This window comes from Mycobacterium sp. NGS24, from assembly GCF_059813065.1.
Genome location: NZ_JCALDW010000011.1, coordinates 24,093 through 36,270, shown reverse-complemented (window position 1 = coordinate 36,270; position 12,178 = coordinate 24,093). Strand labels below are relative to the sequence as shown.

11 protein-coding genes and 1 pseudogene are annotated in these 12,178 nt (G+C 67.2%); 3 read left to right on the top strand and 9 right to left on the bottom strand.

Annotated elements, in window-relative coordinates:
• Window positions 1-6: 6 nt before the first annotated feature.
• Entirely contained in the window at window positions 7-942 is a 936-nt protein-coding gene (locus tag AC5Y6Y_RS15640; RefSeq protein ID WP_463828394.1) for an enoyl-CoA hydratase, read from the bottom strand.
• 151 nt (window positions 943-1,093) lie between these two features.
• Here AC5Y6Y_RS15640 and AC5Y6Y_RS15635 point away from each other — a divergent pair, with 151 nt between their 5' ends.
• The 3 genes from AC5Y6Y_RS15635 to AC5Y6Y_RS15625 all read left to right on the top strand — a co-directional run bounded on the left by AC5Y6Y_RS15635 (window position 1,094) and on the right by AC5Y6Y_RS15625 (window position 3,374).
• The gene (locus tag AC5Y6Y_RS15635; RefSeq protein WP_463828393.1) at window positions 1,094-1,258 is read left to right on the top strand and encodes a hypothetical protein; all 165 of its coding nucleotides are present in this window, start codon (window positions 1,094-1,096) and stop codon (window positions 1,256-1,258) included.
• A complete protein-coding gene (locus AC5Y6Y_RS15630) occupies window positions 1,258-2,715 on the top strand; it encodes an alpha,alpha-trehalose-phosphate synthase (UDP-forming) (RefSeq protein ID WP_473140164.1) in 1,458 nt (485 codons plus the stop codon). Before AC5Y6Y_RS15635 ends, AC5Y6Y_RS15630 begins: the two co-directional genes overlap by 1 nt.
• A gap of 80 nt (window positions 2,716-2,795) precedes the next feature.
• Complete coding sequence (locus tag AC5Y6Y_RS15625; protein WP_463828391.1) at window positions 2,796-3,374, top strand: hypothetical protein; 579 nt, start codon at window positions 2,796-2,798, stop codon at window positions 3,372-3,374.
• Window positions 3,375-3,380: 6 nt separating this feature from the next.
• Here the strand turns inward: AC5Y6Y_RS15625 and AC5Y6Y_RS15620 are convergent, their stop codons facing one another.
• The 8 genes and pseudogenes from AC5Y6Y_RS15620 to AC5Y6Y_RS15585 all read right to left on the bottom strand — a co-directional run bounded on the left by AC5Y6Y_RS15620 (window position 3,381) and on the right by AC5Y6Y_RS15585 (window position 12,174).
• Window positions 3,381-3,872 (bottom strand): mammalian cell entry protein, encoded by a 492-nt coding sequence (locus tag AC5Y6Y_RS15620; RefSeq protein ID WP_463828390.1) that lies wholly within the window; start codon window positions 3,870-3,872, stop codon window positions 3,381-3,383.
• A pseudogene (locus AC5Y6Y_RS15615) lies at window positions 3,872-4,581 on the bottom strand (Rv1363c family protein). The gene AC5Y6Y_RS15620 and the pseudogene AC5Y6Y_RS15615 overlap by 1 nt, the downstream one beginning before the upstream one ends.
• Window positions 4,582-4,594: 13 nt before the next feature.
• Window positions 4,595-6,277: a virulence factor Mce family protein gene (locus AC5Y6Y_RS15610; RefSeq protein ID WP_463828388.1), complete on the bottom strand. Its 1,683-nt coding sequence runs from the start codon at window positions 6,275-6,277 to the stop codon at window positions 4,595-4,597.
• 10 nt (window positions 6,278-6,287) lie between these two features.
• Window positions 6,288-7,445, bottom strand: coding sequence for an MCE family protein (locus AC5Y6Y_RS15605; RefSeq protein WP_463828387.1), 1,158 nt, complete (start codon window positions 7,443-7,445; stop codon window positions 6,288-6,290).
• On the bottom strand, window positions 7,442-8,857 hold the full coding sequence (locus AC5Y6Y_RS15600) for a virulence factor Mce family protein (RefSeq protein WP_463828386.1): 1,416 nt from the start codon (window positions 8,855-8,857) through the stop codon (window positions 7,442-7,444). The genes AC5Y6Y_RS15605 and AC5Y6Y_RS15600 overlap by 4 nt, the downstream gene beginning before the upstream one ends.
• Complete coding sequence (locus tag AC5Y6Y_RS15595; protein WP_463828385.1) at window positions 8,854-9,927, bottom strand: virulence factor Mce family protein; 1,074 nt, start codon at window positions 9,925-9,927, stop codon at window positions 8,854-8,856. The genes AC5Y6Y_RS15600 and AC5Y6Y_RS15595 overlap by 4 nt, the downstream gene beginning before the upstream one ends.
• Entirely contained in the window at window positions 9,917-10,969 is a 1,053-nt protein-coding gene (locus AC5Y6Y_RS15590) for an MCE family protein (RefSeq protein WP_463828384.1), read from the bottom strand. Before AC5Y6Y_RS15590 ends, AC5Y6Y_RS15595 begins: the two co-directional genes overlap by 11 nt.
• Complete coding sequence (locus tag AC5Y6Y_RS15585) at window positions 10,969-12,174, bottom strand: MCE family protein (RefSeq protein WP_473140163.1); 1,206 nt, start codon at window positions 12,172-12,174, stop codon at window positions 10,969-10,971. Before AC5Y6Y_RS15585 ends, AC5Y6Y_RS15590 begins: the two co-directional genes overlap by 1 nt.
• Window positions 12,175-12,178: the final 4 nt, after the last annotated feature.

The following is a 12,178-nucleotide window of genomic DNA, read 5'->3' as shown; positions in this document are numbered from 1 at the left end:
TCTCGGTCAGGGCTCGTCGCGACGGGCGATCTTGGTCGGCCTGGCGGTACGCCAGTCCTCGACGTCCGGGGGCAGCCCGACCGGGAATCTGTTCTCGTTGTGGGCCGCCCAGTGCGCGTGCCCTAGCTCGTGGACGTGGAACGCGTGCCGCAGCGCCTCGGTGAACCCCATCGCGTCCGACGCGGCGTTCACCGAAGCTTTGACCAGCAGCGCGGCCATCGTCGGTCGCTCGGCGATGCGGCGCGCGAACTCCAGCGTCTTGTCCTCCAGCTCGTCCACCGGGAACACCTTGGACACCATGCCCAACCGGTAGGCCTCGTCGGCGTCCAGCGAATCACCGGTCAACAGCAGCTCTTTGGCCTTGCGCGCCCCGAACTCCCAGGGATGCGCATAATATTCGACGCCCGGCATGCCCAGCCGCACCGCGACCACGTCGCTGAACTTCGCGTTGTCGGCCGCGACGATCAGGTCGCAGGCCCAGATCAGCATCAGCCCCGCCGAGATCGCGTTGCCCTGCACCTGCGCGATGGTGATTTTGCGCAGATCGCGCCAGCGGGCGGTGTTCTCGAAGAAGAAGTGCCACTCCTGGTGGTAGAGCTTCTCCACGATCGGCGTCAAGGTGGCGCCGTGCGACTGGAACGTCGGGTGCTGGGCCGGGCCGGGCTTTCGCTCCAGCAGCGCGGCCTCCGAACCCAGATCGTGGCCGGCGGAGAAGTTGCGGCCCCGGGCGGCCAGGATCACCACCCGGACGGTGTCGTCGGCCTCGGCGCGCCGGAAAGCCTCGTCCAACTGCACCAGCAGGGTGCGGTTCTGGGCGTTGTGCTCGGCCGGTCGGTTCAACCAGATGCGTGCGATGCGACCCTCGTCGAGGGTCTCGTAGGCCACCATTTCCGGGGCCTGGTACTCCTGCGCCTCGGCGCTGTCCTGATCGGAGAGTGTCATGCGCCCACCTCACTTGTCACGGGCTAGGTCTTTACACATTACGGACGGTCTGTAAGCGGGCCGTAGCTGGGGCGGCGCGCCCCGGTGAGCACGCCGACCCGGGTGCCGGACTAGAAAGCGCCGGCGACCCGGCTTCCCTTACAGTTGAGTAATGCCTACCAAGACCGACCACGGTGACATCGGCGACGTGGAACCGCTGGCCGACAGCACGGCCAGCCAGGCTCGACGCGTTGTCGCCGCATACGCCAACGACGCCGACGAGTGCCGGGTCTTTCTGTCCATGCTGGGTATCGGGCCGGCGAAACTCGACAACTAATGGCTCCCAAGGGTGGCGGGGACTCTGACTTCGTCGTCGTCGCCAACCGTCTGCCGGTCGATCAGGAACGGCTCCCCGACGGCACCGTCAACTGGAAACGCAGCCCCGGCGGCCTGGTCACGGCCCTGGAGCCGCTGCTGCGCAAGCGGCGCGGGGCCTGGATCGGCTGGCCCGGGGTCGTTGACGACGACGTCGCACAGCAAGACGCGCCGATCGCCCAGGACGACCTGCAGCTGTATCCGGTCCGGCTCAGCGCCGCGGATGTCGCGCAGTACTACGAAGGGTTCTCCAACGCCACGCTGTGGCCGCTCTATCACGATGTGATCGTCAAGCCGGCCTACCACCGCGAGTGGTGGGAGCGGTATGTCGATGTCAACCGCCGGTTCGCCGAGGCGGCTTCGCGCGCCGCCGCCCAGGGTGGCACCGTCTGGGTGCAGGACTACCAGCTGCAGCTGGTGCCGAAGATGCTGCGCGAGTTGCGGCCGGACCTGACCATCGGATTCTTCCTGCACATCCCGTTCCCGCCGGTCGAGCTCTTCATGCAGTTGCCGTGGCGTACCGAGATCATCGAGGGGTTGCTGGGGGCCGACCTGGTGGGCTTCCACCTGGCCGGCGGTGCCCAGAACTTCCTGATCCTGTCCCGGCGGCTGGTCGGTGTCGAGACCTCGCGGGGAGCCGTGGGGGTGCGCTCCCGCTTCGGCGAAGTGCAGCTCGACGACCGCAAGGTCCGGGTGGGCGCCTTCCCCATCTCGATCGACTCCAGTGAGCTGGATCGGGCGGGCCGCGACCGCAACATCCGCCGCCGGGCCCGGGAGATCCGCGCCGAGTTGGGCAACCCGCGCAAGATCCTGCTCGGTGTCGACCGCCTCGACTACACCAAGGGCATCGACGTGCGGCTCAAAGCGTTCAACGAGCTGCTCGACGAGGGGCGCGCCAAACGGGACGACACCGTGCTGGTCCAGCTGGCCACCCCCAGCCGGGAGCGGGTCGAGAGCTACCAGATCCTGCGCAACGACATCGAGCGGCAGGTCGGGCACATCAACGGCGAGTACGCCGAGGTCGGTCACCCGGTGGTGCACTACCTGCACCGGCCGGTCCCGCGCGACGAACTCGTCGCGTACTTCGTGGCCAGCGACGTCATGCTGGTCACCCCGCTGCGCGACGGCATGAATCTGGTGGCCAAGGAGTACGTCGCCTGCCGCGGCGACCTGGGCGGGGCCCTGGTGCTGTCCGAATTCACCGGCGCCGCAGCAGAACTGCGTCAGGCTTACCAGGTCAACCCGCACGACCTCGAAGGTGTCAAGGATGCGATCGAGGCCGCGCTCACCCAGTCCGACGAAGAGGGCCGGCGCCGGATGCGCGCGCTGCGCCGCCAGGTGCTCGCCCATGACGTGGACCGTTGGGCGCGGGCCTTTTTGGACGCGCTGGCCGATGGGCGTCCGAACGGCTCCGACTGAACCATGGTGCTGCCGCCGAAACGCTGTGATACTCAGGTGCAGCGCTCGGCGTGGGAACGAGCACCGATAGGGAGAGTTTCGTGAAGATCCGTCGCGGACTGGCCGTCAGCGCCGTCGTGAGCACGGCCGTCGCTGTGGGGATGGCGCTGGATTCCGACACGCCGGCCCATGCGATCGGACCGCCGGCCGACGGCAGCTACGCCTTCAACCAGGCCGGTGTGTCCGGCGCCGTCTGGGCCATCAGCGCGTTGTGCGTTCAACCGTCGGGAACCCGCAATATGAACGACTATTCGGACCCGATCGTCTTCGCCATGAACTGCGCGCTGAACGTGGTCAGCACGACCCCGGCCAACAACACCCGGGCCGAACATCTGCAGAACTTCAGCGGCCGGGCCCGGATGAGCAGCATGCTGTGGACCCTGGATGTCAAGAAATCAGAGGGCATTTCGTGTCCGGGCGGTGGATTCGCCGAAACCCACGAAACCTATGCGTTCAGCGACGAGACGATGTCGGGCACCCACACCATCCTCAACGACGCGGTGTGCGGCCTGCAGCCGGGGATGACCAAGCAGCCGTTCTCCCTGGCCTTGATCGGCCCGCCGCCCAGCCCGGTCGAGCGGTATCCGTTGAACTGCAACGAATACGCGATGTGCTTCTAGTCGAGCTCAGATAGGCGCGATCTTGGCGATCAGCCACTTGCCGTCGATGCGCTGGAATTCCACCCGGAGCCGGCTGCCCTCGTAGATGGGCTGGCGGGTCTTGTCGGTCACGATGCGGTTCATGTAGACCATGACCGCCGCCGAATTCCGGTTGGCCGACATCACTCCCACGCCGGACACGCTGGCCTGTACCACGACCTCGCGTTTCTTGGCCTCGGGGATGATCTGCTCGTTGACGCCCTTGCGGAACTCCTGCAAATACGCGGGCGTCAGCAGCGGAAAGGCTTCGGTCAGGGTGCGCTCGACGGTCTGAAATTCGTAGCCGAAGACCTGCGGGATCTCCTTCTCGGCCAGCTTCGGCAGGGTATCGCGCGCCGCCTGTTCGCCGCGTGCCTCCACCCGGTCCCAGTACATCCAGCCCCCGGCCGCCGACAGCCCCACCACCAGCGCGATCGCCAGGCTGGCGGCGGCGGTGAACAGCCACCGCAACCAGCGCATCAGTTACCCCCGTTGGGGTACATCAGGTCGTAACCGGTCATCCGGCCGGCGTCGTCCTCGTGCACGATGACCCGCAGCCGGTAGGGCTCGGACGGCTTGTTCACGCCGTCGATGTCGGCGACCGTCACCCGCACCGCCACCAGCACCGACGCGTTGTTGCTGACCGGGTCGATGCCCTCCAGGGCGGCACCGTTGACGACGGCCTCCGAAGTCGCGTTGGTCTTGCGGTACAGCGATTTGAGGAACTCGATGCTCTCGGTGCCGAATTTGCTGCGCAGCGGCCCGCTGGTGCCGTTGACGAACCGGTTGACCGACTCGTCGATGGTGTCCGGCGTGTAGCTGTACATGTTGACCACGGTCTGCTTGCCGGCGTCGACGAAACGCTGCTCGCGGGCCTGACGTGCGTCGGCGTGCCGGTGCTGGAGCAGCAGGACGGTGACCACCGCCGTCAGCCCGGCGATTGTCACCATCGCGGCCGCCAGCGAAATCCAGCCGACCAACCGCCGGTGCGGCTGCCGTCGCCGCGGCGGTCTGGCCTTTGCGGTGCGTTTGTCGAGTTGGACCGTCCGCGGTGTCGTCGCCTCAACCGCGGCATCGCTCGGGCGGGGCTCTTGCCGTTCGTTTCGGCCGTGGGCGGTCCCGCCGCCCGCGACGCCTTGCGGCGTACGCGCGGGGTCGTCGACTGTGTTTCTGTCACCACCGGAACCACTGAATCTTGCTCGTCAGAACGCTTTGGGCGCCAGCATCAGGTCCACCCAATTCTCGGCGGTGGACGTGCCGCTCACGCCGGACGCGAAGATACCAGTGCCACCGGCCGGGTCGGCGAACCGTCCGGTAGCCGGGTCGTACGTCGTGTACGCCGGACCGGCGGCCTGCGGCTCGGGACCGGGCGCCGGGCCGGTGCCCAGCGGCGGACCCGGCGGCTCGAGGTACTTCGGGTACGGCAGCTGCGGCGGCACCGGCGGCACACCCGGCGGCATGTACGACGGGTTGCCCGGCGGTGGCCCGCTGTCATTGGGCGGCGGATGGTTGAACGCCGGCTGATGCGGAGCCGGACCCGGGCCCGGCACCACCCCGGGCGGCGGTGGGCCCGCGATCGGGATGCCCGGATCGGGGTCCGCTCCCGGCGGAATGTACGGGAAGTGGTTGGGCGGCAGGATGTTCAACCCGTTGGTGACCGGAGTGCCGTACGGGACCGGCGGGCCGCGCCACGGGTTGCTGCCGATCGGCACGAACCCTTGCGGGTCACGGCACAACTGGACCGTGGGTGCCCGCTTGCCGGGGAACTCCTGGCACGGGTAGTTGCGGGCGCCGCGCACGGTGGTGGGGTCGTTCTGCGCTGCCTTGCAGTACATGTCGCGCGGGACCTCGCGCACCGTCTCGTCGGCCGGGGTGCGCATCAGCGGCGCGGGGATGAAACCGGTGCTGCACGGCGGCGGGTCGTTGAGGTCGAGCTTGAAGTCCAGCTTCGCGCCCTCGTCCTGCGGCGCGCCACCAGCCGCGGTGGTGATGGCCGCGAACAGCGCCGGGAAGACCACCAGGAGTTGCTCGATCGACTTGTGGTAGATCACGCCGACCCGGCCGAGATTCGCCATGTTGGCCGCCAGCGCCGGGAACGACGGGCGGATGCCGCTGAACGTCTCGTTGGCCTGGTCGATCGCGCCCGGGGCGGTGGCCAGCGTGTCGCGCAGCCGAGGGTCGGCGACCCGCACCTGGGAGGTCACCCGTGCCAGCCCGTCGGCCAGGGTCCTGATGTCGGCGCCGGCGCGGACCTGGGCTTGCAGGAACGGCCCGGCCTGGTCGATCAGCTGCGAGACCTGCGGGTAGTCGGCGTTGGCCTCGTCCACCAGCAACCGTGCCGACTCGACCAACCGGGCCAATTCCGGGCCGGTGCCGTTGGTCGCCACGAACGCCTCGTGCAGGACTTCGCGCAACCGGGTGTCACCCAGGCTGTTGACCAGTGTCTCCGCCCGCTTCAGCAAATCGGCGACGTCCTGCCCGATCTGGGTGTTGGCCCGGTCGATCTTGGCGCCGTTGCGCAGCTTGCCCGGCGACGGGTTCGCCGGCGGCACCAGGTCGATGTACTGCTCGCCGATCGCCGACACGCTTTTCACGGTGGCGGTGACGTTCGCCGGAATCGGGGTTCCGCTGTTGAGCCGCATCTGGGCGGTGACGCCACTCTTGTTCAGCCCGACGGATTCGACCCGGCCGACCGCCACGCCGCGGAAGGTGACGTTGGCGTTCTTGTACAGACCCCCGCCGGCCACGAAATCGGCACTCACACGGTAGGTTCCGATGCCGAAGGTGGCCGGCAACCGCAGATAGAAGATCGCCATCACGGCCAGGGTGATGACCGTGATGATCGCGAAAATCGACAGCTGGATCTTGGTGAGTCTGTCTATCATCGTCCCGCCTCTACTGTGCTGCCGTGCCGGGCGGAATCTTGAACGGGTCGGCCGCCTGTCCGGACAGGTTGGCCAGCGAGCCCATCAGGAAGTCGGGCGGAGTGAGCACCTCGTCCATGTGCATCATGTTCGGGTCGAGCGCGTAGCTGGTGGTGAAGAACGTCTCCCCCAGCCGGCGCAGGGTCAGGTCGAACGTGGTGAACACGTTGAGGTAGTCACCGCGCACCGCCTGCTTGATGCCGAAGTTCGGGAACGGGAACGTCAGCATGATCTGCAGCGACGTCACGAAGTTCTTGCGGTTGTCGTTGAGCGCCTTGAGCGCCGAATACAGATCCTTGAGGTCGGCGGCGAAGTCGACCTTGGTCTGGGACAGCACGTGCGAGGTGACGTTGGCCAGCCGACGCAGCGAACTGAACGCTTCGACGATGTGGTCGCGATTCTTGTTGAGCACCCGGACCGCTTCGGGCAGCGTGTCCAGCGCCCGGCCCAGATTGTCCTTGTCGCGCGCCAGGATCGCCGAGAACCGGTCCAACCCCTCCATGGCGCCGATGATGTCGTTGACCTGCCGGTTGAGCCCGGACGTCAACTCGGCCAGGCGCGGCACCAGGTCGACGAACTGTCCCTGCCGACCGGCCACCGCCTGATACGTCTCGTCGGTGATCTCTTCCAGCGCACCCACATTGCCCTTGTTGACCACCACGCCCAGCGCCGAGAAGACCTCCTCGGTGGTGGGGAAGCGGCCGGTGTTGGCCTCGATGATGCGCGACCCGTCCCGCAGCTTGTTCGGCGAGGCGGGCTTACCGACCGGCGGGGCGAGTTCGATGTGCAGCGAACCCAGCAGCGACGTCTGGGAGACCCGCGCAATGGCGTTGGCGGGCAACACCACGTTCTTGTCCAGCGCCAGTTTCACTGCGGCATAGAAGGATCCGTCGGCACGTTGCTCGGCGGCGATGCCGGCCACACTGCCGACGGTGACGTCGTCGACCATCACCGGCGAGTTCTGCGGCAGTGTCGCCACATCCTTGAGTTCGACGGTAATGGAGTACGCACCACCGCCGTGGCCCGCGGTCCCGGGCATCGACAGCGAGTTCAGTCCGCCGAAGGAACAGCCGGCGAGCAGCGTGCTACCGAGCGCACAAACACCCGCGCGCAACCAGATTCGCCTCATCTGCCGGCTCCCTGCTCGGCGGGCAGCGGCCCGGCGGGACCGGGCAACGGACCCGGGGCGGGCGCTGTGGCGGGACCCGGCGCCGGGCCGTATCCCGGCGGCGAGGCCGGCCCCGGAGCCGTCGGGACGAACAGGCCCTGCAGGTCGGTGGTATTGCCGGGCGCGGGTTGCTGCCCGGCACCCTTGGCCGGAATCCAGGTCAGCTCCGGAATCGGCATCTGGGCTTTAGCCTGCGTCGCCGGGGTGTCGTAGATCATCTGGCCCTTGTAGGCGGTGATGGTATTGATCGGGTGGAACATGATCGGCGGGTAGTTGACGGTCAGCCGGCGAAGCACCGGTCCCAGCCGCTCGCGGCAGATCTCGGCGCGCCGGTAGTAGTCGGGAGCCGACGGGCCGCCCGCGGTGTCGAAGGAACCACCGCAGATGAACTGCACCGGGTTCATGAAGTTCGGCAGCGAGAGCAGCCCGTTCAGGGTGCCCTGCGCAGGGTCGTAGATGTTGTAGAAGTTGGTGATGCCGGGACCCGCGACGTGCAGCACCTGCTCGATGTTGTCGCTCTGGTCGTTCAGGGTCTGGGTGAAGTCCTTGAGCTGATCGACCGTTTCGATCAGTGTCGAATTGTTCTCCTGCAGGAAACCGCGGACGTCGGTGAGCGCCTGGTTGAGAGTGCCCAGGGTCTGGTCGAGATCGCGGGTACTGTCAGCCAGCACCTGCGACACCGACGCCACATGGCCGGCGAATTGCACGATCTGCTCGTTGCTCTGCGAGAGCGCGTCGACCAGGATCTGCAGGTTCTTGACGGTGCCGAAGATGTCGCTGCGCGAATCCCCCAGGCGCCCGGCCACCTGTGCGAGCTCGAGCAGCGCGCTGTGGAACGACTGCCCGTTGCCGTCGAGGGTGTTGGCCGCCTGGTTGATCGCCGCGCCCAGCGGGCCCTGCATTTCGCCCGCCGCCGGGCTGAGCGACACCGACAGGTCGGTCAGCGACTTCTTCACCTCATCCCACTCCACCGGGACCCCGGTGCGCGACAAGTCGATGCTCGCGCCGTCGGGCAGCACCGCGCCGCCGGTGTAGGCCGGGGTGAGCTGGATGAACCGCGCCGCCACCAGGTTCGGCGACATGATCAGGGCCTTGGCGTCCTTGGGGATCTTGACGTCGTCGCCGACGGTCATCGTGATCAGCACGTCGGAGGCCCGCGGCTCGATCGACTCGATCTCGCCGACCGGAACGCCCAGGATGCGTACCTGGTCCCCGGGGTAAAGCCCGACGGCGGAGGTGAAGTGGGCGGTCAGCTTGCGCCCACCGCCGCCGGCAGAGAACAGCACGTAGGCGCCGCCCAACAGCGCCGCCACCAGGGCCACGACGGTGACGGTCCGCAGGCCTTTGCTGCCGAATCGCTTCGCGGTGGTCATGGCGACTTCGGCCTGATCGTCCAGCGCTCCTGGATCATGCCGCGCAGGTAGTCGGCGAGGCTGTCGGGCAGCTTGCCCGGCTGGAAGACGAAGTCGAACATCGCCGCGACCAGTGGCGCGGGGATCGCGCCGAAGACGTTGACGTTGAAGCCGGGTCCGGAGCCCACCACCTCCCCCAGCGTGGTGGCGTAGGTGGGCAGTCGTTTGAGGGCCTCGGTGATGTAGTCCCGCCGCTCGTTGAGGTTGGCCATCACATCGTTGATCTTGGACAACGCCGGGCCGAACTCCCTGCGGTTGTCGTTGACGAAGCCGGAGAGCTGCGCGGAAACGCCCTGGATACCGGAGATCAGCGAACCCAGCGCGGCACGGCGTTCGTCGAGGGCCGCGAACAGTTGGTTGCCGTCGTCGACCAGCTGCCTGACCTGCCCGGCGCGATCGGACAGCACCGCGGTCACCGACTTGGCGTGGGTGAGCAAACCTTGCAGCGCCTCGTCGCGGGAATTCAGCGTGCGGGACAGCGTGGTGACGCCGTCCAGAGCGCCGCGCAGGCCCGGCGTCGCGTCGTGCAGGGTGTTCGTCAGCACCTGCAACGCGTGCTCGAACTGCGGCTTGTTCAGATTGGTGGCGTTCTGGCCGAGATCCTCCAGCGCGCCGGCCAACGTGTAGGGCGTGGTGGTGCGGCTCAGCGGGATGACCGTCGCGTGGCCGCGGCCGCCCGGGCTCACCGAGATCGACCGCTCACCGAGGATGGTGTCGGTGCGGATGGCGGCCAGCGACTGGTCGCCGACTTCGACGTGCCGGTCCACGGTGAAGGTGACCTTGGCGGTGTCCCCGGCCAGGCTGACGTCGGAGACCTTGCCCACCTTGACGCCCGAAACCAGCACATTGTTGCCTGAGGTGATACCGGCCGCGTCGCTGAAATAAGCGGCGTAGGTCTTGCCTTGCGGCCAGAAGGGCAACCCGGCGTAGCCGAAGGCGATCAGGACGACGCAGATCACCACCGTGAGGCCGATGACGCCGGTACGCAGCGGATCACGGTCACGTTGGCTGCTCGGCTTGCTACTTGGCAAAGGCGCACCTCCCCTTGCTCGAATCGACCTGGCCGCCCAGGCCGAGCCGGATGTCCGAACCGGCCGGCCCGTTGATCTTGATGGTGACCGAGCAGAAATAGATGTTGAAGAACGAACCGTACGTGCCGAGTGCGGCCAGCCGCAGGTAGTCCTCGCCCAATTGCTCGATGTCGTTGTTGATTTCGGCTTTGCGGGTGTCCAACTCGGTGGCGAACGGCCGGGCGTTTTCCAGTACGCCCTGCAGCGGCCGGCGCGAATTCCGCAGCAGGTCGGTCAAATCCGTCACCGTCGACGACAACGGCGGGATCGCACCGGCTATCGGGTCCCGGTTCTTGGCGAGTCCGTCGATCAGCTGCTGCAGTTGGTCGACGCTGGTCGAGAACTGGGCGCTGCGCTGGTCGATGGTGCCCAGCACGGTGTTCAGGTTGGTGATCACGTCGCCGATCAGCTGGTCGCGCTTGCCCAGCGTCGAAGAGAAGGCACTGGTGTCGGCGAGCACGCTGGACAATGCTCCGCCCTGCCCCTGCAGCAGTTCGATGACCGCGCCGCTGATCGCGTTGATCTTGTCCGCGTCCAACCCTTTGAGCACCGGCTTGAGTCCGCCGAGCAGTGCGTCGAGATCCAGGGCGGGCTGGGTGTGCGCAGAGTTGATGGTTCCGCCGGCCGGTAGCTTGCGCAGCTCGCCGGGCCCGGAGGTGATCTCCAAGAACCTGTCGCCGACCAGGTTCTCGTACCGGATCACCGCACGGCTGGACGAGTACAGCGTGTAGCGCGAGTCGACGCCGAACTCCACGTCGACGGTGTTGTCGCGGTTGAGTTTGACCCCCGAGACCGCGCCGACCGGAACACCGGCGATGCGGACCTTCTGACCACCCTTGAGCTTCGACGCGTCGATGAAGGTGGCGTGATACGTGCTCTCCGAACCGAACCGGAAGTCACCGAACACCACCACCAGCGCCGCACTGACCAGCAACATGACCACCGTGAAGATGCTGACCTTGATCACCATCGACCGGTGCGACGGCATTGCCCCGCTGGCCATCAGAAGTCGTCCCGTTCCGCGAAGGCGCCGTGGAAGAGGAACTGCAGCGTAGAGGGCGCGTCGAACTGGAACTCGGTGTAGGGCTCGTAGGGGATCAGCGCGTTGTCGGTGACCAGGAACGGCGCCCGGTAGAACGAGCCGCCGGTCTGTTTGGTCGGGATGTTGGGCAGGCCGCGGCAGTTCGGGCCGCCGGAGGCGTTCACCAGCGGCAGGCTCTCCGGGTACGTGTAAGCGGGGGCGCCGATCACGAAGCTCGACGAGGTGAACAGGCCCGCCTTACGCACCCCGATCAGCGGTGCGAATTCCTTGATGCCGCGGTCGATTCCGGCCAGCAGGCAGCCGAACTCCGGCGAGTAGTCGGCGGCCACTTTGAGCGGGGCGCGCAGCCGGTTGACCGTGTCGATCAGGTTCTGTTCGGCCGGGGCCAGCGTGTCGTAGCCGTTGTTGGCCAGCCCGATCGTGGCCAGCAACGTGGTGTTGAGGTTTTGCTGCTGATCCACCACGGTCCGGTTGATCGTCGGCAGGTTGCCGACGACGGTGTCCAGGTCGGGTGCCGCGTCACCGTAGTAGCCCAGCGCGACGGACGCCTGGCGGAAATCCTCCTGCAATGCGGGCAGTTTCGGATTCGCTTGGCGGGTGAGGGTGTTGAGCCCGGTGAGCAATGCCCCGAAGTCATCGCCGTGGCCGCGCAGGCCCTCGGAGAGCGCGCTCAACGTTCCGTTCAACTCGATCGGGTCGACCTTGCGCAGCAGGTTGAGCAGCGATTGGAACAGCGTGTTGACTTCCAGCTGCACCGCCGAGGCCTCCACCTGCGCACCGTTGCGCAACGGGGGCCCGGCTTTGTCGCCGGCGGGCGGAATGAATTCCACCGACTTCGCGCCGAAGATCGTGTTGCCGGCGATCTGCACCGTCGAGTTGGACGGAATGTAGTGCATGTCGTCGCTGTAGATGGCCAGCTTCAACCGCGCCTGCTCACCGCTGTAGGTGATGTCCTCGACCTTGCCGATCTGGATCCCGCGGAACTTGACCTTGGCCCCGGGCTCCATCACCAGCCCGGCCCGCTTGGACGAGACGGTGACCGTGTCGGTGGAGGTGAAGGCGGCTGAATAGGACAGATAGGTCAACACCGCCGAGGCCACCAGCAACCCGCCCAGCACCGCTGCGGCCACCCGGCCGGCTGTGCGTCGCGATCCAGTGTCTGACATGCCC

Coding starts and splice junctions, on each gene's coding strand:
- AC5Y6Y_RS15620 (WP_463828390.1), bottom strand. CDS start 3,872: ATGCGCTGGTTGCGGTGGCTGTTCACCGCCGCCGCCAGCCTGGCGATC.
- AC5Y6Y_RS15585 (WP_473140163.1), bottom strand. CDS start 12,174: ATGTCAGACACTGGATCGCGACGCACAGCCGGCCGGGTGGCCGCAGCG.
- AC5Y6Y_RS15600 (WP_463828386.1), bottom strand. CDS start 8,857: ATGACCACCGCGAAGCGATTCGGCAGCAAAGGCCTGCGGACCGTCACC.
- AC5Y6Y_RS15590 (WP_463828384.1), bottom strand. CDS start 10,969: ATGGCCAGCGGGGCAATGCCGTCGCACCGGTCGATGGTGATCAAGGTC.
- AC5Y6Y_RS15605 (WP_463828387.1), bottom strand. CDS start 7,445: ATGAGGCGAATCTGGTTGCGCGCGGGTGTTTGTGCGCTCGGTAGCACG.
- AC5Y6Y_RS15610 (WP_463828388.1), bottom strand. CDS start 6,277: ATGATAGACAGACTCACCAAGATCCAGCTGTCGATTTTCGCGATCATC.
- AC5Y6Y_RS15630 (WP_473140164.1), top strand. CDS start 1,258: ATGGCTCCCAAGGGTGGCGGGGACTCTGACTTCGTCGTCGTCGCCAAC.
- AC5Y6Y_RS15635 (WP_463828393.1), top strand. CDS start 1,094: ATGCCTACCAAGACCGACCACGGTGACATCGGCGACGTGGAACCGCTG.
- AC5Y6Y_RS15640 (WP_463828394.1), bottom strand. CDS start 942: ATGACACTCTCCGATCAGGACAGCGCCGAGGCGCAGGAGTACCAGGCC.